The following is a 16,900-nucleotide window of genomic DNA, read 5'->3' as shown; positions in this document are numbered from 1 at the left end:
GTTTCAGGAACCGAAGCGGCGCTGCCTGCTCGCGTAGTCACGCAGTGCCCGCAGGAAATCCACCCGGCGGAAGTCCGGCCAGAGTGCTTCACAGAAGTAGAACTCGCTGTACGCGCTCTGCCACATCAGGAATCCGGAGAGCCGCTGTTCACCCGAGGTGCGGATCACGAGCTCCGGATCCGGCTGGCCGCGGGTGTAGAGGTATTCGGAGATCTGCGTGTCGCACAGTTCCTCGGTAATTTCCGCCACGGACTTGCCCTGCGCGGTGGCGTCGCTCAGGAGTTCCTTGACGGCGTCCACAATTTCCCGGCGTCCCCCGTAACCGATGGCGACGTTGACGTGCAGACCTTCGGCATCCTTGGTGCTTTCACCCAGGGCGTTGAGCTTGTCGGCAAGGTTGGTGGGAAGGATGTCCAGGGCACCCACGGCATTGACCCGCAGGTCGCCCTTCTCGCCCAGCCGGTCCAGGGTGTTGCCGATGATGTCCAGCAGCGGGTCGAGCTCATCCGGATCCCGGTTGAGGTTGTCCGTGGAGAGCATGTACAGGGTCACCCGGCGTACGCCCACCTCCTGGCACCAGCCGAGGAATTCGAGGATCTTGTCCGCCCCTGCCTGATGGCCGTCGCTGGTGGGTGCTCCGGCCAGCTTCGCCCACCGGCGGTTGCCGTCCACCATGACGCCGATGTGCGCGGGGATGCGGTCAGGGCTGAGGCTGCGGCGCAGCTTGCGCTCGTAGTAGGCATATACAACGCCCGGGAACCTCATGCGGAGCCGCACCTGCCTGTCCTTGATGGCGGAATGAAACGTCTCCGCTGCAGCGGGAGGCGCACTAAAAAGTGTATTCCCAAAAAGGACCGCATACTTCCGATCGGCTCCAGCGAAGCGCGCGGCGGCGTCTGCCCCGAACCTACCGATCCGTAACTTACCTGCTCGTAGGCTACGATTTTTCCATGGCATCGTCATCGTCGTCCGCTCCCCCGGAGCAGAATCCCAGTTCACGAAAAGCTCCCGGCCCGGTGGAATCCGCGGTCGAGCAGGTAGCAGACATCCTGGAGATCAAGCCGAAATTCCGGGGCTGGCTGCACGCCGGCGCAACTCCGTTTGCTCTGGCAGGGGGCATTCTCCTGATCGTCCTGGCTCCCAACACCGGCACGCGCATCGCCTCCGCCGTGTATGCGTTCACGGGGGTCCTGCTGTTCGGAGTGTCTGCGGTCTATCACCGCGGAAACTGGACGCCGAAGGTCAAAAAGATCCTCAAACGCCTGGACCACACCAACATCGTGCTGGTCATTGCCGGGTCCTACACTCCGCTGGCTTGGTCCCTGCTGCCGCCGGAGAAGGCGAAAGTCCTGCTCTGGTTTATCTGGTGCGGTGCCCTGGCCGGAGTTCTGTTCCGGCTGCTCTGGCTGAATGCGCCGCGCTGGCTTTACACGCCCGTTTACATTGCCCTGGGGCTGGCGGCCCTGGTCTACATTCCCGATTTCTTCGCGGTGAATCCTCCGGCCGCCGTCCTGGTCTGCGTGGGCGGGGCCTTCTATATTGCCGGCGCCGTGATCTACGCCCTGAAGAAGCCCAATCCGTCCCTGGACTGGTTTGGGTTCCACGAAGTCTTCCATGCCTTTACGCTGGTCGGATTCGCCTGCCATTACGCGGCGATCCTGATGGCCGTACTTTCGGTCAGCGCTTCCTAGCCCGCCCTCCGGCCCGCCTTAGGCCACCCACCGGCACCTCGCCGGTCCCTGCCCGGTCACTGCCCGGTCACTGCCCGGCGATCAGGTCCCGAAGTTCCGCCGCGGTGCTGACGGGCCGAAGACACACCATGCCACGGCAGAGGTAGGCCACCGCAGGATTGGAGCCCGGATCCCGTCCCTCCAGCAGCGGCACCCGGGCTTCTCCGGCAGGGCCGCCGGCTGTGTCCGTTCCGATCCGCGCGGCCACCACGAGCCCCGGCCCGCCGGCGTCGCGGGCCGCCCGCAGGAGCTCGCCGACCGCTTCAGGGTCCGTTCCGGTCACGGCCAGCTCACGTGGGCCCTCGAGCAGGAACTGCAGCACGGACATGGCCCACCCCGCGGCCTGCGGTGCCTGGGCACCCACCACCTGCACATACTTCAGCAGGGACTGTGCCAGGGCCCGGTGCCTCAGCGATCCCGAATACGCGGAATACGTCAGCAGGACCCCGGCAAAAAGTGCAGCACCGCTGGGAGTCGGCCCGTCCAGCGGATCAGCGGCAGCCTGCGCTCCCTGGGCGTTCACCAGCTGGTTGGGCCGGAGGGCCGTGTCCTGCAGGACACCGCCGGCCAAAAAACGGCTCTCTGCGGCTAGAACCAGGGACTCGGCCGCCGCATACCATTCCTCATTGCCCGTGGCGGCATAGAGGGTGAAGAGCCCCTCGGCTACTCCGGCGTAGTCCTCCAGCAGGCCTTCTATGCCCTGTGCGACGCCGTTGAACGAAACCCGGCGCAGCGTGGCTCCGGTTCGGTGAACGCGCAGCAGATAGGCTGCCGCGTCTTCGGCCGCGCTCAGGATGCGCCGCGCGTCCTCCTGCTCCGCGGCATCCTCCGCGGTGTCCTTCTGTTCCGTGTCTGAGAGCACGACGGCGGCCGAAGCCAGCGCGGCCACCGCCAGCCCGTTCCATCCGGCCACCACCTTGTCATCGCGCTCGGGCTGCGGGCGCAGGTTCCGGGCCGCCAGCAGCGCCGGCCGGTGCCGCAGCCACAGTTCTTCCTCTGCTTCGCTCAGGGCCCGTCCAAAATGCAGCGTGCTGGCGCTGCCACCGTCATCGTCCGGTGTTCCGCCGTGGGATGCCATGTTTCCGGAGACCAGATCCAGCAGGGCCATGACGGCGGAGGCGTCCTCGGGTCCCAGAACGTCGGTCAGCTGCTTCGGCGTCCAGACGTACGTGCCGCCTTCCACGCGGCGGCCCTCCATCAGCGTGTCCGCGTCCAGCGAGGAGGCAAATCCGCCCTCCTGAACACGCAGCCGGTGAATCATCCACTCCGCCGTCTCGCGGGTCACCCGTAGGGCAAGCCGGCGCTCCGCGGGATCAACGGCCGTCCGGACCCTTTGCGCGTACAGCGCCAGCAGCTGGACGTTGTCATAAAGCATTTTTTCGAAGTGCGGGACGGCCCAGCGGCGGTCCACGGTATACCGGGCGAAACCGCCCTCGAGCTGGTCATAGAGTGCGCTGCGCGCCATCGCATCAAGGGTCCGGCCAGCCAGCGCTGCGGCTTCCTGCGCGGTTGAGCTTCCGCTGCCGGCGTGGGCCAGCAGGAACCGCAGCACCGTGGAAGGCGGAAACTTCGGTGCACCGCCAAAACCGCCGAATTGGCGGTCTTCCAGTCCGGCCAGCGTTTCCACAGCTGCAGACAGTGTCCGGCCGGACTCGGCGGCAAACTCTGCGGCATCTTCGCTTCCGGCCTCCGGAGCCGCGGAACCCCGGAGCGGTCCCAGCAGGCGCCGGTTTCCGTCCTGGGCCGAGGCAAGATGCGCGGCCAGTTGGGCGGCGCTCTGCCGGACTTCCTCCGGCCGGTCCTCCCAGGCAGAGGTGACCGCAGCCAGGACGTCCCGAAAGGCGGGCATGCCCTGCACCGGCAGCGGAGGGAAGTACGTGCCGGCGTAGAAAGTGCGTCCGTCGGGCAGGGCGAAAACGCTCATGGGCCAGCCGCCCTGGCCCGTCATGGCTTGGGTGGCGGCCATGTAGACGGCATCCACGTCCGGGCGTTCTTCGCGGTCCACCTTGATGGAGACGAAGTGCTCGTTCAGGTAGTCCGCCGTCACCGGATCTTCGAAGGACTCGTGCGCCATGACGTGGCACCAGTGGCAGGCGGCGTAACCCACCGAGATGAAAACCGGGACGTTGCGCCGCCGGGCCTCGGCGAACGCCTCGTCCCCGAACGGCCACCAGTCCACGGGATTGCCGGCATGCTGGCGCAAATAGGCCGAAGCCTCCGTAAGCAGTCTGCCGGCCATGACTTCTCCTAGCCGCGCTTGTAGTAACCCGGAGCAGTGTCCCCGCCGTCCGAAGCTTTCGCAGCGGGCTGCGCATCAGCGGCTCCCGCTGCGGATTCGGCGCTGGGAATGAAGACGTCGGAGCCGACGCCGGTGCGGGCCTGCTCGCGGTAACGGACCCGGCGGATGCGCTTGACCATGTCCCTGATGAGAAAGAACACCACGAGCACCATGAAGAGGGTCACCAGGAAGCCCAGCAGGCCCGGAGTGACATCCGCGATGCTCAGGCCGGTTTTCAGCTCGTCATCCTCGGCGCCGGGGGAAACGTTCAGGGGCAGGCTGTACAGGAAGTTCACGGTGTTTCTCTCTCTTGGCAGCGGGCAGCATTACGCTGTCCCTGACCTCTATCGTATGCCAGCGAACAGGTCCGTCTCAGGCAGCTCGGTCTCCACTTTGGACTGGATCAGCGAATAATCTTCCCAGGGCCAAACCTTCCGCTGGGTGTCGGCGTCCACGGCAAAAAAGAATCCCTCCGGATCCACCTGCGTGCGGTGGCTCTTCAATGCCCGGTCCCGCGCTTCGAAGAAATCTCCGCACTGAATCTGCGTGGTGGTGGGATGCGTGGGAGCGGGAGGCTGGTGTCCCTCCGTGTCGGCTTCCTGCCAGGCGGCAATGCGCTCCGCGTACGGCGAGTCCATGCCAGCGTCCACCAGTGCGTGGTGCAGCGCGGTGAACCGTTCGGGGTTGAAAGCGCGGTCGTAGTACAGCTTCAGCGGCTCCCAGGGCTCTCCGGTCCCGGGGTAGCGTTCAGGGTCCCCCGCGGCGTTGAAGGCTTCAACCGCCACCTTATGAGCCATGATGTGATCCGGATGCGGATAACCGCCGTTTTCGTCGTAGCTGATGATCACGTGCGGGCGGAACTCACGCACGAGCTTCACCAAGGGCGCAGCGGCGTGCTCCAATGGCTCCAGGGCGAAGCAGCCAAAGGGCAGGTCAGGCAGCGGATCCCCCTCCGGCAGGCCGGAGTCCATGAATCCCAGCCAGCGGTGCTGAATACCCAGCTCCCGGCGGGCGTTGGCCATTTCCGAGCGGCGAAGCCCGGCGAGGTCCCGCTTGGCGGCGGCATTGGATTCCATGGCGGGATTCAGCACGCTGCCGCGCTCGCCGCCGGTGCAGGTTGCCACCATCACCTCCACGCCTTGAGCGGCGTAGGAAGCCATCATCGCCGCACCCTTGCTGGCTTCGTCGTCGGGATGGGCGTGCACGGCCAGCAGCCGCAGCGGTTCCTGACGGCGGGAAGTATTCGATGAGGCGGTCGACACGTTGCAGCTCCTGAGATGGTCAGCGGAAATCAGACGGGGAAACTCGGATAAAATGGAGCGGTGAGCACTGAGGAAGGTCCTGACAAGCAGCCAGCCCCCGGGCAGGCCCCCGATAGTTTTCCGTCCGAAACAAGATTAGCCAATCGGTACGGAGCTCCCAAGCCGGGTCTGTCGCGCCGAGCCAAGGCAACCGCCGTCGGCGCTGCCCTTGTGCTTGGATGCGGTGCCGCGGCCTACATGGCGATGCCCTCCCCCGGCGGGGAAGTGAGCTTCAAGGACGTGGGGTTCAGCATCACCGATGCCGGAAACGCCACGGTTGACTTCCAGGTCACCAAAGATCCGGAGGACACCGCGTCCTGCGCCGTTCAGGTACTGAATGACAGCTACGCCGTGGTGGGTTGGAAACAGGTCACCATCGGTCCGGCTGAGGAAGCCACCACCAACCAGCACCTTGATATCCGTACTGATTCCCTGGGCGTCACCGGCGGAGTCAATGCCTGCTGGCTGCTGGGCGACGACGCCTGACTTTCCGCCCACCCCGTCCCGCGGCGGCCAGCCTCCGGGAAGCCGGTTTTTCCGGTTCTTGGGTTATTCGGTTTGGCTGACTAGTATGGACCCTACGTTATGCCCCGCTTAGGTGATCAACCGCATTACCGGTCACCGTCCGGCGGGGTCTTTGCTTGTCAGGCCACTGGGCTTCGAGCAAAATCAGCCTGCCGGACCGGTTTTTGTGGTCCGGTCGTCACTAAAAGGAGAGATCCGTGTCTACCAACAGCGCACCTGCCGCTTGGCTCACTCAGGAGTCTTACGACCGCCTGAAGGCTGAACTGGAGCACCTGTCCGGTCCCGGCCGCACGGAAATTGTTGCCCGCATTGAGCAGGCCCGGTCCGAGGGCGACTTGAAGGAAAACGGCGGGTACCACGCTGCCAAGGAAGAGCAGGGCAAGGCTGAGGCCCGTATCCGCCAGCTCACTCAACTGCTGGAGACCGCGCACGTGGGTGAAGCCCCCGCCGATGACGGCGTGGTGGAACCCGGCATGCTCGTTGAGGCGAAGGTTGCCGGTGACGTTGAGACCTTCCTGCTGGGAAGCCGCGAAATTGCCGGCGACTCGGACATCAACGTCTACAGCGAAAAGTCGCCGCTGGGCGCTGCCATCCAGGGCATGAAGGCCGGCGACACCGCCACCTACACCGCCCCGAACGGCAAGGACATCTCCGTGGAAATCATTTCCGCGAAGCCCTACGCGGGCTAATATCCTTTGAACTACTGCGGGCCTTCCCATCGGGAGGGCCCGCTTTTGCTTGTCCGACGCCCCTGCCGGTTCCGGCGCAGCAGCACCGCTGCCAGCACCCCGCCGGCAGCTCCGAACAGGTGCGCCTGCCAGGAAACGCCGATGTTCACCGGCAGGACTCCCCACAGCAGGGATCCGTAGATCAGGAACAGGACACCGGCCAGCAGCAGCTGGACAATGTCCCGGTTGTAGATTCCCCGGACCATCAGATAGGCGAACAATCCAAACACGACGCCGGAAATTCCCACTGTCAGGCCGCCGCCGAAAAGCCACACTCCCAGGCCCGATGCCAGCCAGGACGAGGCAAGCACCACAAAAAAGCGGCGCACGCCTTCCAGCAGGGTCAGGAAGGAAAAGACCACCAGCGGCAGGGTATTGCCCAGCAGGTGGTTGACGCCGGCATGCAGCAGCGGGGCCATCAGGATCCCGTCCAGCCCGTCCACCCGCCGCGGCAGGATGCCAAACTCCCGCAGCGAGGCAGGACCCACGGCCAGGGCCAAAAAATAGCAGAGCCATATCAGGGCGGCGAGTCCGAGGGAAACGACAAGGGCGGTCCTGGCCCGCTTGGCTAGCACCGGTTACCCGTGCAGCACGATCGGCTGGAAGCCTTCGGCGCGCAGGTTGTTCAGCACCAGCTCACAGTGTTCATGTCCCTTGGTCTCCATGTTGATGGTGATGGCCACGTCCCCCATGCTGATGGAGCCGCCAACCCGGGTGTGGTCCACGCCGGTGACATTGGCGTCGGATTCGGCAATGATCCGGGAAATGGTGGCCAGCGAGCCGGGCCGGTCATCCAGCAGCATCCGCACCACCAGGTACCGTCCCGCGGCGGCGAGGCCGCGCTGGATCACCTTGAGCATCAGCATCGGATCAATGTTTCCTCCGGAGAGGACGACGGCGGTGTTCCCCGGGTTGGTGATTTTGCCTTCCATGAGGGCAGCCACCCCCACGGCACCAGCCGGTTCAACCACCATCTTTGAGCGCTCGAGCAGGAAAATCAGCGCCCTGGCCAGCGCATCCTCGCTGACGGTCACCACGTCATCCACCAGCTCCCTGATGATGGAGAAGGGCAGCTGACCGGGCCTGCCCACGGCGATGCCGTCGGCAATCGTGGACACCTTGGTCAGCGGCACCAGGGCATCCGCGGCCAGCGACGGCGGATAGGCGGCGGCGTTTTCGGCCTGCACGCCGATGATCCGCACTTCGCGGCCCAGTTCCCGGGCCCGGGTCTTGATGGCAACGGCAACCCCGGCCAGCAGCCCGCCGCCGCCCACTCCGATCAGGACGGTGTCCAGGTCCGGGATCTGGTCGAGCAGTTCCAGGCCGATTGTTCCCTGTCCGGCCACCACGTCCACGTTGTCGAACGGGTGGACGAACACGGCGCCGGTCTCGTCCGAATAGCGCTGGGCTTCCGCGAGGGCCTCGTCCACGTTGTGTCCGTGCAGCACCACTTCGGCTCCGTGGCCGCGGGTGGCGGCGAGCTTCGGCAGCGCCACTCCCAGCGGCATGAAGATCCGGGCTTTGATGCCCAGGCGCGCAGCGGCAACCGCCACGCCCTGCGCATGGTTTCCGGCGGAGGCCGCCACCACTCCCCGATCCCGCTCAGACGGCGTGAGCTTGGCCATCCGGACGTAGGCTCCGCGGACCTTGAAGGACCCGGCGCGCTGAAGGTTTTCGCACTTGAAGTACACGTTGGAGCCGGTTTGGCGGCCCAGTGCCCGGGACACTTCGATGGGTGTGCGTTCAACGACGCCGTCCAGCAGCTTGGCCGCTGCCTCGATGTCGTCCAGGGTCACGGGCAGCTCGGGGAAATCAGTCACGGTTGCTTCTCTTCGTAGGCGTCATCTTCGGAGTCGTCCCCGGGTTCACCGGTGCGCGGAGCCACTCCGCCCAGGGCCGCGAAGACCGGGTCCCGGGCCAGTGCCGGGTCATGCTCCCATCCCCGGGCGGCAATGTAGCGCACCACGGTGTTCAGGATGGCCAGCAGCGGCACGGAGAACAGTGCACCCGGAATCCCGGCGGCCAGGGTGCCGCCGGTGACGGCGAGGATGACTGCCAGGGGATGCAGCGCAACGGCCCGTCCCATGATCAGCGGCTGCAGGATGTGGGACTCCAGCTGCTGGACCAGCAGCACGATGCCGAGCATGATCAGCGCGTTGACCCAGCCGTTGGCAACCAGGGCCAGGAGCACGGCAACAAACCCGGTGACAAAGGCGCCCACCAGCGGCACAAAGGAGCCCAGGAACACCAGGACCGACAGCGGCAGTGCCAGCGGAACTCCGATGATGGCGGCACCGGCACCAATTCCGACGGCATCGATAAACGCCACCAGCAGTTGCACCCGGACGTAGTTGACCATGGAATCCCAGCCGTGCATTCCTGCGCCGTAGCCACCGGCACGGGCACGCCGCGGCAGCAGGCCTGCGGTGAAGCGCCAGATTCGGTGGCCGTCCAGCAGGAAGAACACCAGGGCGAACAGGGTCAGCAGGACTCCTGCGGCAAAGTGCCCGGCGCCGGTGCCCACTGACAAGGCACCGGAAAGGATATTGCCGGAATTCGACTGCAGGGCGTTCGTCGCTTCCTGCACCAGGTTGTCCATCTGGCTGTTGGTAATCTGCAGCGGCCCGGAGGCAAGCCAGTCCTGGACCTGCGCCACCCCGGACAGTGTCTCGCCCCAGAGGTCCCGGAACCCCAGGGCCAGCTGCCGGCCCACCAGTGTCAGGGCGGCCACGATCACGCCCAGGAAGGTCACGATGGTGACGGCCACTGCCAGTCCGCCGGGTACCTTGTTGCGTCGCAGCCAGGTGGTGACAGGAGAGAGCAGGCCGGCCAGCAGCGCGGCAATCATCAGCGGGATGATCAGCAGCGAGAAGTTCCGCAGAATCCAGACCAGTCCGGCGGCGACTATCAGCACCACACCCAGGCGCCAGGCCCAGGCTGCACTGACGCGCAGCGCAAAGGGGACGTCGTCGTTGTTCCGGCTGGAGCGGACGGCCGCAGCCTGCACCGCTTTGGGCGCAACAATGCGGCGCGCATGAGGTCTCATGGGCTCATCTTTCCACACTCGATGGCTGCAGTTCCCACCAATACGTCCCCCGCTCAGCCGGGGAATCCGGGCCGGATTCCCCACTCCGCGGCGAAGGTGTTTTCCGGCTCGAGCCAGCGCAGGCCTTCCCCGGAGTTCAGGGCGTTGGCCGGGGCCGTCATGGGTTCCAGTGCCACTGCACGGCTGCGGCCGGGGATTTTGTCGGTGAGGAAGACGTGGACATAACCGAACTCGGGACCGCCCCACAGCATGACGGTCCTGCCGTCCGGAGCAGCCAGCCGGTGCCGGTATTCCCCGTCTTCGAGCGTAAGGCCGGTGTAGGCGCTGTCCAGGTCCCGGTTCCCGATGGGGCGGCCGGTCCTGAAGTCGAAGTCCCCGGACACCGGCTCGCTTCCCACCGGAATCAGCCGTTCGTTGGATGTCAGCCGGGTGTCGCCGGAGACGGTCAGTGTCAGTTCCTCCGCCGGAACCGATCCGATCCGCAGGAAGGGATGTGCACCTAGGGCAAACGGGGCCCGGCTCTCCCCCACGTTGGTGAGGCTTTGGCGCACGCGGAGGCCGCCGTCGTCGTCCAGGCTGTAGGCGGCCTCGTGGAGAAGGTGGAACGGATACCCGTGCTGGGGAAAGATTTCGGCGCGAAGCGTCACGCTGCTGCCGAACTCGCCGCCGTCGTCAATGCGCCGGTAGCCGGTGTTCCGGAGCAGCCCGTGGCTCGCGTTGCCGGTGGCCGGCTCCGTGATGTCCAGCTGCTGGAGCTTTCCGTCCAGTGTCCATTTGCCGTCCGCCACCCGGTTGGGCCAGGGCGCCAGCAGAATACCGCAGGCCGACGGCGGCAGCGAGGCGTCCGGGTAGGTCTCCACGTACTCGGTTCCGGCCACCGAATAGCTGCGGAGGGCGCCGGCGAGGGAGGCGATGCCGGCTTCCGCCCTGCCGCGGGACGTGGAACGCGTGATCTGATACTGGCTGCCGGTGGCGGGGTGGGTTCCCGGGACCGCGGGTGTAGCGCTCATCACTCCAGCCTACAGCCGCTCACTCTTCGAAGTGCGTGCTGACCCGGTCCGAGACAACCGCCACCACACCGGCGGCGACATCGCGGACCTTGACGTTGCGGCTGTTGGAAACGTTGCGCAGGATATCCACGGCACTCTGCTGACTGCAGTTGTTCTGGCCCATGATGATGCCCGCTGCAAGGTCCACCACGGTCCGCGATTCCAGCGCAGCCTGCAGGTTGGCGGCCCGGTGTGCCTGCGCATCTGTCCGGAGGGCAAGTGTCAGGGAGGCGGCAGCATCCCGCGCCGCCCGCTCCACCGCACGCACGGCTTCCGGATCAAAGGCTCCCGGACGGGGCGAATACACGCTGAGCACCGCTCCTGCCGGTTTTTCGACCGGCACCGGAACGGAGGCGAAGGCGGCCGTGCGGTCCGGCAGCAGGGGGTTCGCGCCGCCTGCCCGTGCAGAACGGGGGTCGAGATGGCGCACCACCACGGGCAGGCCGGTGGCCAGTACGCCGAAGGCCGGTTCCAGCTCGGTCTGCCGGGGAACCGATGCCGCGAAGCGGGGTTCGCTGCCCGCGTGCACCACCTGCCGACGCGGACGGACCACGGTAAGGGTGGCTCCGGCAACGTGCCACCGGGCAAGGTAGTCAGCAAACTCGCCGGCCAGCGCCGCCAGGAACTCATCCAGGTCCCGGTGCTCCAGCAGCAGCTCCTGCAGGCGGACCGGTGATAGCTCTGACCAGTATGGTTCCGTTCCCGGCTCCCCCAACGTGCGCCCCCTTCGTCTGCCGAATGTTTCAGCTCCGCCAGATCGTACGGGCCGGCGCCCGGGGTGCACAGAGTGATCGCCCCCTTTCCTTCCGGTCGGGACGAAAGGGAGGCGGATCCACAAAAAAGAGGCCAGCAGGCACGAATGCCTGCTGGCCTCTCTGGGGGTCGCATCCGGAAAAACCCGGAGCAGCCGAAGTTAGTCGTCGCCGCGGAGAATAGCCAGAATCCGCAGGATTTCCACGTACAGCCAAACCAGGGTCACGGTCAGGCCGAAGGCGGCCGTCCAGGAATAGCGCACCGGTGCACCGGCCTGCACGCCCTGCTCGATGGACGTGAAGTCCACGATCAGGGAGAAGGCGGCCAGGCCCACGGCGAGCAGTCCAATAAGGACACCCAGCGGAATGCCCATGATCGTGACCGAGTCGCGCATGCCGAACATGGTGTCAGTTGCACCGAAGATCATCATGCCCACATTGACGAGCGAGAAGACCGCGTAGCCGATCATGGCGATCATGAAGAACCGCATGGCCTTGGGAGTCGCGCGGACCTTGCCGCTCCTAAAGAGCACCAGGGTGACGGCAAAGACCGAGAGCGTACCCAGGACTGCCTGGAGGCCAATTCCCGGGTACAGGTTGTCCAGCACCAGGGTCAGGCCGCCGAGGAACAACCCCTCAAGCGCGGCGTAGGCCAGAATGAGTGCCGGAGACGGTTCCCGCTTGAACGAGTTCACCAGGCCGAGTACAAATCCGCCCAGCGCGCCGATGATCATCAGCGGTGCCGCGGCGCTCTGCAGCACCAGCATCGGGATGGCAGCACCAACCAGCACCACCGCCAGGCAGGCGAGCGTCTTCATGATGACGTCGTCGTACGTCATCCGACCCGTCTGGCTGGGGCCTGCTGACGGAGCCGTGTACAGCTCCTGAAGCTGCTGCGGAGTCATCTGTCCCGAGCTCTGAGTAGCCAGGGAACCGCGGTTCATCCCGTTACCTCGAACCTGGGTCTTGAAATTCTTTCCGTTAAAGACCGGATTGCCGCCAACTGCCATGAAATGTCCTCCATCTGGGGGGCCGTTTACCTAGAGCCTACCAATGTCAACGGGTAACACGCACTGAAGATTCCTTGGCGGGAGGTGAGCTGCGGTAACAGTTCCGCATAGGCGGCACTCTGGCGGGGACGCCCACTGGCGCGATGGCCGCGGCGGGAAGTCGTTATCCGATCGCGACATTCGGGCCGGGGCAAACGCGTCTCCCTGAAACAAACAGTGGGTAGCATGATCCCCAATCAGTGACAGGTGTCACACACGGAACCGCCTAAGTGCCGATTTTCTCGGTGCGCACGGCCTGGGCGCGGAGGAATCAGAATTTGTTAAAAACATCGGCCATTGCCCGGTATCTGGGATTGCTGGCGGCGGTGGCGGCGATGTTCGCCGGCCTGCTGCTGTCTGCTCCAGCCGTGCAGGCAACCACAGCAACCCCGGCGCCGACCGCGTCGGAGAGCGCATCCCCGCCCGCCGGCGGCCCCGCCTCGGGCGCCCCCACTGACGGTGCCGAATTCAGCGACCGGATCAGCGGCGTCGTCCGCAACGAAGGCGTTCCGGTTGAAGGCGTGACCATCACGGCTTCAGCCAACGGGTACGAGGGCGAAACCGTTACGGCTGCCAACGGCTCCTGGTCCATCGGCGTTCCGGAACAGGGCGCCTTCGAGGTGGAACTGGATGAGTCCACCCTCCCGGAGGGCGTGGCGCTGGCGGAGGGCCAGGAGAATCCCCGCACCGTGACCTTCGCGGGAACGTCCAACATCACCACGCTGTTCCTGCTGGGCGAGGGCATCGTCCTGCAGCAGGACAGCTTTGGAACCATCCTCACCGAGCGCATGGTCGCCGGACTGAGCTTCGGCCTGCTGCTGGCGCTGAGCGCCGTCGGGCTTTCCCTGATCTTCGGCACCACAGGCCTGACCAACTTCGCCCACGGCGAGATGGTGACCTTTGGCGCGGTCCTGGCCTTTACCTTCGCTGCGATGGGCATGCCGGCCTGGATCGCCCTGCCGTTGGCGGTGATCGGAGGCGGCGCCTTCGGCTACGTCCAGGATGCGGGCCTCTGGAAGCCACTGCGGCGCCGCGGCACGGGACTGGTGCCCATGATGATCGTCAGCATCGGTCTGGCGGTTGCCGTGCGCTACACCGTGCTGTTCTTCTTTGGCGGCGGCACCCAGCAGCTGCCGGGTTCGCAGAGCCCGCTGCTGGAACTGGGCCCGGTATCCATTCCGCGGAACACCCTGATTTCCCTGTTCGTGAGCCTGGCCGTCATTCTCCTGATTGCGGTGCTGCTGCTGCGCACCCGCATCGGAAAGGCCACCCGCGCCGTCGCCGACAACCCTGCCCTGGCGGCCGCATCAGGCATCGACGTGGACCGCGTCATCCGCATTGTCTGGGTCCTCGGCGGGGCGCTGGCCGCCATGGGCGGCATTCTGTGGGCGTACTACCGCCCCGGCGTCTCCTTTAATATGGGCCAGCAAATCCTGCTGCTGATCTTCGCCGGCGTCACGCTTGGCGGACTGGGTACCGTATTCGGCGCCCTGATCGGCTCCGTGCTCGTGGGTCTTTTCGTGGAAATCTCCACACTTTGGCTGGAGGCGGACCTTAAATACGTAGGCGCGCTGGTCATCATGATTCTTGTCCTCCTCGTCCGGCCGCAGGGAATCCTCGGCCGCCGCGAGCGCATAGGTTAGGGGCTTAGCTCAGATGGACTTCGCAAACATTCTCCTCGGTGCACTCAACGAGATCATCAGCCCCACCACGGCGGCCTACGCCCTGGCGGCGCTGGGACTGGCCGTGCACTTCGGCTATACCGGGCTGCTGAACTTTGGCCAGGCCGGGTTCATGGCAGTGGGCGCCTACGGCTTCGCCATCCCGATCCTGTCCTACAACGCTCCCCTGCCGGTGGCACTGCTGATCGCCCTCGCTGCATCCGTCATCTTCGCGGTGATCCTCGGCATTCCCACACTGCGCCTACGGGCGGACTATCTGGCCATCGTGACCATTGCCGCCGCAGAAATCATCCGCTACATCGTGACCACCAACGGCATGACGTCAGTTACCGGTTCGGCCAACGGCCTGGCCGCGTTCACCGGAGACTTCTACAGCCTCAACCCGGTGCCTCCGGGCAGCTACGACCTGGGTCCGTTCGCCATGAATGAGCGCGATGTCTGGGTCCGCATTGTTGCCTGGCTCCTGGTCATCGTTGCCTGCCTCCTGGTATGGATGCTGATCCGCAGCCCCTGGGGCCGTGTGGTCAAGGGCATCCGCGAGGATGAGAACGCCGTCCGCGCCCTGGGCAAGAACGTTTACGCCTACAAGATGCAGGCGCTGGTAATCGGCGGCCTGCTCGGTTCACTGGCCGGCATCATCTTCACCCTCCCCCGTGATGCCGTGCAGCCGGCCAACTACGGCACCGAGCTGACCTTCTACCTCTACACCGCCCTGCTGCTGGGCGGCATGTCCACGGTCCTGGGACCGGTTATCGGCGCCATGATTTTCTGGGTTCTCCTCTCCGTGACACAGGGCCTGCTCTACGGAGCCATTGAAGCCGGCTACATCACTTTCATTAGCACTTCCCAGGCAGGTCAGATCCGCTACATCCTTGTTGGTGTGGCATTGATGCTGCTGATGATCTTCAGGCCCCAGGGCATCCTGGGCAATAAGAAGGAGCTGGCGTTCGCATGAGTTCCCAGGCAAACGAACCACGGGCCTCGGTCCCCGCCGGAGGCGCGCACGCCGTTCCTTCCGGCACATCGGCCGCCGGGCCCGCCGGTGACACCGGCACCGAGTACATGACCGACACCCGCCCCATCGCCGACGGCCCGGCCGAACCGGGCTGCCGCAAGCGTGATCCCATCCTGGTGGCCCGGAACGTGACCCGGACCTACGGCGGCATTAACGCCGTCGACGTCGACCACGTGGAGATACCGCGCAACAAAATCACTGCCCTGATCGGCCCCAACGGCGCCGGCAAGACCACACTGTTCAACCTGCTCACCGGCTTTGACACGCCGCAGTCCGGCGACTGGCAGTTCGAGGGCCGGGACCTGGCCGGGGTTTCCGCCTATAAAGTGGCGCGGCTGGGCATGGTCCGCACCTTCCAGCTGACCAAGGTCATGGGCAAGCTCACCGTGATTGAAAACATGCGCCTCGGCGCTGCTTCCCAGCCCGGCGAGTCCCTGTGGCGGGCGTTCCTGCCGCCGCTGTGGCGCAGCCGGGAACGGGAGATCACAGAGCAGGCCGACGTGCTGCTGGCCAAGTTCAAACTCGATACCAAGCGCAGCGACTACGCGGCGTCGCTCTCCGGCGGCCAGCGCAAGCTGTTGGAAATGGCCCGCGCGCTGATGGTGCGGCCCAAGCTGGTCATGCTGGACGAGCCCATGGCCGGCGTGAACCCTGCCCTGACCCAGTCCCTGCTGGACCACATCAAGAACCTCAAGGCCGAGGGCATGACGGTCCTGTTCGTGGAGCACGACATGCACATGGTGCGGCATATCGCCGACTGGGTCATTGTGATGGCCGAGGGCAAGGTGGTGGCCGAGGGCCCTCCGGGCGAGGTCATGAAGGACCAGGCCGTCATTGACGCCTATCTGGGCGCGCATCACGACGTGGACCTGGGCGATTCCGAGGGCTTCGAGAAGCTGGAAGCCGAGCTGGAACACGACGCCGAATCCTCGGTGGGCACCGAACCTGACGGCGTAGTCGGCAGGCGTATTGATGAGCGGAAGGAACAGGCATGACAGCCGAGGCGTTCGACGGCGATTCCGTCGTCAAAGTGACTGATCTGGTGGCCGGCTATATCCCGGGCGTCAACATCCTCAACGGCTGCAGCATCGAGGCCCGCCGCGGAGAGCTCATCGGGATCATCGGCCCCAACGGCGCCGGCAAGTCCACCCTGCTCAAGGCGATGTTCGGCCTGGTGAAGGTGCACTCCGGAACCGTTGTGGTCCGCGGGCAGGACCTCACCGGCATGAAGGCCAACAAGCTGGTCAGCCGCGGGGTGGGGTTTGTACCGCAGAACAACAATGTGTTCCCCTCGCTGACGATCGAAGAAAACCTGCAGATGGGTGTCTTCCAGGCACCCAAGACGTTCCGGGACCGCTTCGACTTTGTGGCCGGGGTTTTTCCGGAGCTCGCCAAGCGCCGCGCCCAGCGTGCCGGCTCGCTGTCCGGCGGTGAACGGCAGATGGTCGCCATGGGCCGGGCACTGATGATGGACCCCGCCGTGCTGCTGCTCGACGAGCCCTCGGCCGGCCTCTCCCCCGTCAAGCAGGACGAGGCGTTCCTGCGGGTGCATGAGATCAACCGCGCCGGTGTGTCCGTCATTATGGTGGAGCAGAATGCACGCCGCTGCCTGCAGATCTGCGACCGTGCCTACGTACTGGACCAGGGCCGCGATGCCTACACCGGCACGGGCCGTGACCTGATGAAGGACCCCAAGGTCATCCAGCTTTATCTGGGAACCCTGGCCGACACCGCCTGACCGCAAT

The 16,900-nt window shown here is 65.5% G+C and carries 17 protein-coding genes; 7 read left to right on the top strand and 10 right to left on the bottom strand.

Annotation, left to right across the window (positions count from 1 at the left end; genetic code table 11):
- Positions 1 to 3: 3 nt before the first annotated feature.
- The gene (locus AC4D2W_RS11815) at positions 4 to 765 is read right to left on the bottom strand and encodes an isoprenyl transferase (RefSeq protein WP_490927095.1); all 762 of its coding nucleotides are present in this window, start codon (positions 763 to 765) and stop codon (positions 4 to 6) included.
- A 185-nt stretch (positions 766 to 950) separates the two neighbouring features.
- On the opposite strand from AC4D2W_RS11815, the gene trhA reads away from it, so the two are divergent.
- The gene (gene trhA / locus AC4D2W_RS11810) at positions 951 to 1,691 is read left to right on the top strand and encodes a PAQR family membrane homeostasis protein TrhA (RefSeq protein ID WP_490927094.1); all 741 of its coding nucleotides are present in this window, start codon (positions 951 to 953) and stop codon (positions 1,689 to 1,691) included.
- A gap of 67 nt (positions 1,692 to 1,758) precedes the next feature.
- Here trhA and AC4D2W_RS11805 read toward each other — a convergent pair whose 3' ends face one another.
- Genes AC4D2W_RS11805 through mca form a run of 3 tightly spaced genes read right to left on the bottom strand, consistent with a single transcriptional unit; the run spans position 1,759 to position 5,270 of the window.
- Positions 1,759 to 3,969, bottom strand: coding sequence for a thioredoxin domain-containing protein (locus tag AC4D2W_RS11805; protein ID WP_490927093.1), 2,211 nt, complete (start codon positions 3,967 to 3,969; stop codon positions 1,759 to 1,761).
- An 8-nt stretch (positions 3,970 to 3,977) separates the two neighbouring features.
- The gene (locus tag AC4D2W_RS11800; RefSeq protein WP_490927092.1) at positions 3,978 to 4,304 is read right to left on the bottom strand and encodes a hypothetical protein; all 327 of its coding nucleotides are present in this window, start codon (positions 4,302 to 4,304) and stop codon (positions 3,978 to 3,980) included.
- Positions 4,305 to 4,352: 48 nt separating this feature from the next.
- Positions 4,353 to 5,270 carry a mycothiol conjugate amidase Mca gene (mca, locus tag AC4D2W_RS11795; protein WP_490927091.1) on the bottom strand — a complete coding sequence of 306 codons (918 nt, stop codon included), beginning with the start codon at positions 5,268 to 5,270 and terminating at the stop codon, positions 4,353 to 4,355.
- A gap of 60 nt (positions 5,271 to 5,330) precedes the next feature.
- Here mca and AC4D2W_RS11790 point away from each other — a divergent pair, with 60 nt between their 5' ends.
- Together AC4D2W_RS11790 and greA are read left to right on the top strand one after the other, a co-directional pair.
- Positions 5,331 to 5,795: a DUF4307 domain-containing protein gene (locus tag AC4D2W_RS11790; RefSeq protein ID WP_490927090.1), complete on the top strand. Its 465-nt coding sequence runs from the start codon at positions 5,331 to 5,333 to the stop codon at positions 5,793 to 5,795.
- A 236-nt stretch (positions 5,796 to 6,031) separates the two neighbouring features.
- Entirely contained in the window at positions 6,032 to 6,523 is a 492-nt protein-coding gene (gene greA, locus AC4D2W_RS11785; protein WP_490927089.1) for a transcription elongation factor GreA, read from the top strand.
- Between the two features lie 11 nt (positions 6,524 to 6,534).
- Here greA and AC4D2W_RS11780 read toward each other — a convergent pair whose 3' ends face one another.
- The 6 genes from AC4D2W_RS11780 to AC4D2W_RS11755 form a co-directional block, all read right to left on the bottom strand.
- The gene (locus AC4D2W_RS11780) at positions 6,535 to 7,137 is read right to left on the bottom strand and encodes a rhomboid family intramembrane serine protease (protein ID WP_490927088.1); all 603 of its coding nucleotides are present in this window, start codon (positions 7,135 to 7,137) and stop codon (positions 6,535 to 6,537) included.
- 3 nt (positions 7,138 to 7,140) lie between these two features.
- A complete protein-coding gene (ilvA, locus tag AC4D2W_RS11775; protein WP_490927087.1) occupies positions 7,141 to 8,382 on the bottom strand; it encodes a threonine ammonia-lyase in 1,242 nt (413 codons plus the stop codon).
- Positions 8,379 to 9,608 carry an AI-2E family transporter gene (locus AC4D2W_RS11770; RefSeq protein ID WP_490927086.1) on the bottom strand — a complete coding sequence of 410 codons (1,230 nt, stop codon included), beginning with the start codon at positions 9,606 to 9,608 and terminating at the stop codon, positions 8,379 to 8,381. The genes ilvA and AC4D2W_RS11770 overlap by 4 nt, the downstream gene beginning before the upstream one ends.
- Positions 9,609 to 9,661: 53 nt before the next feature.
- Positions 9,662 to 10,618 (bottom strand): aldose 1-epimerase family protein, encoded by a 957-nt coding sequence (locus AC4D2W_RS11765; protein ID WP_490927085.1) that lies wholly within the window; start codon positions 10,616 to 10,618, stop codon positions 9,662 to 9,664.
- A gap of 19 nt (positions 10,619 to 10,637) precedes the next feature.
- Entirely contained in the window at positions 10,638 to 11,372 is a 735-nt protein-coding gene (locus AC4D2W_RS11760) for a GAF and ANTAR domain-containing protein (protein ID WP_490927084.1), read from the bottom strand.
- 198 nt (positions 11,373 to 11,570) lie between these two features.
- The gene (locus tag AC4D2W_RS11755; protein WP_490927083.1) at positions 11,571 to 12,419 is read right to left on the bottom strand and encodes a Bax inhibitor-1/YccA family protein; all 849 of its coding nucleotides are present in this window, start codon (positions 12,417 to 12,419) and stop codon (positions 11,571 to 11,573) included.
- Positions 12,420 to 12,772: 353 nt separating this feature from the next.
- Here AC4D2W_RS11755 and AC4D2W_RS11750 point away from each other — a divergent pair, with 353 nt between their 5' ends.
- The 4 genes from AC4D2W_RS11750 (at position 12,773) to AC4D2W_RS11735 (ending at position 16,893) form a co-directional block, all read left to right on the top strand.
- Complete coding sequence (locus AC4D2W_RS11750) at positions 12,773 to 14,101, top strand: branched-chain amino acid ABC transporter permease (RefSeq protein WP_490927436.1); 1,329 nt, start codon at positions 12,773 to 12,775, stop codon at positions 14,099 to 14,101.
- Positions 14,102 to 14,114: 13 nt separating this feature from the next.
- The gene (locus AC4D2W_RS11745; protein WP_490927082.1) at positions 14,115 to 15,095 is read left to right on the top strand and encodes a branched-chain amino acid ABC transporter permease; all 981 of its coding nucleotides are present in this window, start codon (positions 14,115 to 14,117) and stop codon (positions 15,093 to 15,095) included.
- A gap of 107 nt (positions 15,096 to 15,202) precedes the next feature.
- A complete protein-coding gene (locus AC4D2W_RS11740) occupies positions 15,203 to 16,150 on the top strand; it encodes an ABC transporter ATP-binding protein (protein ID WP_490927435.1) in 948 nt (315 codons plus the stop codon).
- Complete coding sequence (locus AC4D2W_RS11735; protein ID WP_490927081.1) at positions 16,147 to 16,893, top strand: ABC transporter ATP-binding protein; 747 nt, start codon at positions 16,147 to 16,149, stop codon at positions 16,891 to 16,893. Before AC4D2W_RS11740 ends, AC4D2W_RS11735 begins: the two co-directional genes overlap by 4 nt.
- Positions 16,894 to 16,900: the final 7 nt, after the last annotated feature.

The sequence above is a fragment of the Arthrobacter sp. TJ-58 genome (assembly GCF_058269295.1).
The sequence above is the reverse complement of the archived record's forward strand: the minus strand, read 5'-3'. Positions and strand labels throughout refer to the sequence as shown.